This is a genomic window from Sphingomonas sp. CCH5-D11, from assembly GCF_001557395.1.
Taxonomy (GTDB): Bacteria; Pseudomonadota; Alphaproteobacteria; order Sphingomonadales; family Sphingomonadaceae; genus Sphingomonas.
Genome location: NZ_LSKH01000198.1, coordinates 1 through 1,510, shown reverse-complemented (window position 1 = coordinate 1,510; position 1,510 = coordinate 1). Strand labels below are relative to the sequence as shown.

Annotated in this window: 1 protein-coding gene; it reads left to right on the top strand. The window is 67.6% G+C overall.

Annotated features, from left to right (window positions below):
- On the top strand, nucleotides 1-1,510 hold a 1,510-nt coding region (locus AX702_RS12160), incomplete at both ends, for a proline dehydrogenase family protein (RefSeq protein ID WP_197420589.1).

Below are 1,510 nucleotides of genomic sequence, written 5' to 3'. Positions count from 1 at the left end.
CCGCCGCCACCCGCCGTCCCGAGCCGGAGGCGCTCGCCCCGCTGCTCGATGAAGCCACGCTGCCGGACGCCATCAAGGCACAGGCTCTGGCCACCGCCACCACGCTGATCACCGCGCTTCGTGCCAAGCACAAGGGCACTGGCGTCGAGGGTCTGGTGCAGGAATATGCCCTCTCCAGCCAGGAGGGCGTGGCGCTGATGTGCCTTGCTGAGGCGCTGCTCCGCATCCCCGACGATGACACCCGCGACGCGCTGATCCGTGACAAGATCGCCGGCGGTGACTGGCGCAGCCATATCGGCGACGGCCGCTCGCTCTTCGTCAATGCCGCCACCTGGGGCCTGGTGGTGACGGGCAAGCTGACCAATAGCGTCAACGATCGCGGCCTCGCCGCCGCGCTTACCCGCCTCATCGCCCGCGCCGGCGAGCCGGTGATCCGCCGCGGCGTCGACATGGCGATGCGCATGATGGGCGAACAGTTCGTCACCGGCGAGACGATCGGCGAAGCGCTGAAGCGCGCCCGCCCGCTGGAGGCGCGCGGCTTCGGCTACAGCTATGACATGCTGGGCGAGGCCGCGACCACCGTCGCCGACGCCGACCGCTATTACCGCGACTATGAGACGGCGGTGCACGCCATCGGCAAGGCCTCTGCCGGCCGCGGCGTCTATGCCGGTCCCGGCATCTCGATCAAGCTCTCCGCCCTCCATCCCCGCTACGCCCGCGCACAGGCCGACCGGGTCATGGGCGAGCTGCTGCCCAAGGTCCGCGCGCTCGCGCTGATCGCCAAGGGCTATGACATCGGCTTCAACATCGACGCGGAGGAGGCCGATCGGCTCGAACTCTCGCTTGACCTGCTCGAAAGCCTGTCGCTCGACCCCGATCTCACCGACTGGAACGGCCTCGGCTTCGTCATCCAGGCCTATGGCAAGCGCTGCCCGTTCGTCATCGACTGGATCGTTGATCTCGCCCGCCGCGCGAACCGCCGCATCATGGTCCGGCTGGTGAAGGGCGCCTATTGGGATGCCGAGATCAAGCGCGCGCAGGTCGATGGTCAGGCCGACTTTCCGGTCTACACCCGCAAGATCCACACCGACGTGTCGTACCTCGCCTGTGCCCGCCGCCTGCTGGCGAACCGCGATGCGGTGTTTCCGCAGTTCGCCACGCACAATGCCCAGACGCTGGCGACCGTTCACGCCATGGCTGGCCCCGAATTCACGATCGGCGACTATGAGTTCCAGTGCCTCCACGGCATGGGCGAGCCGCTGTATGACGAGGTGGTCGGCCCGGACAAGCTGAACCGCCCCTGCCGCATCTACGCGCCCGTCGGCACGCACGAGACGCTGCTCGCCTATCTCGTCCGCCGCCTGTTGGAGAATGGCGCCAATTCGTCCTTCGTGAACCGTATTGCCGATCCGGAGGTCTCGATCGCCGATCTCGTCGCTGATCCGGTGGCGGTTGTTCGTGCTACCGATACGCCGGGTCAGCGACGAGATCGGCGATCGAGACCTCCGGA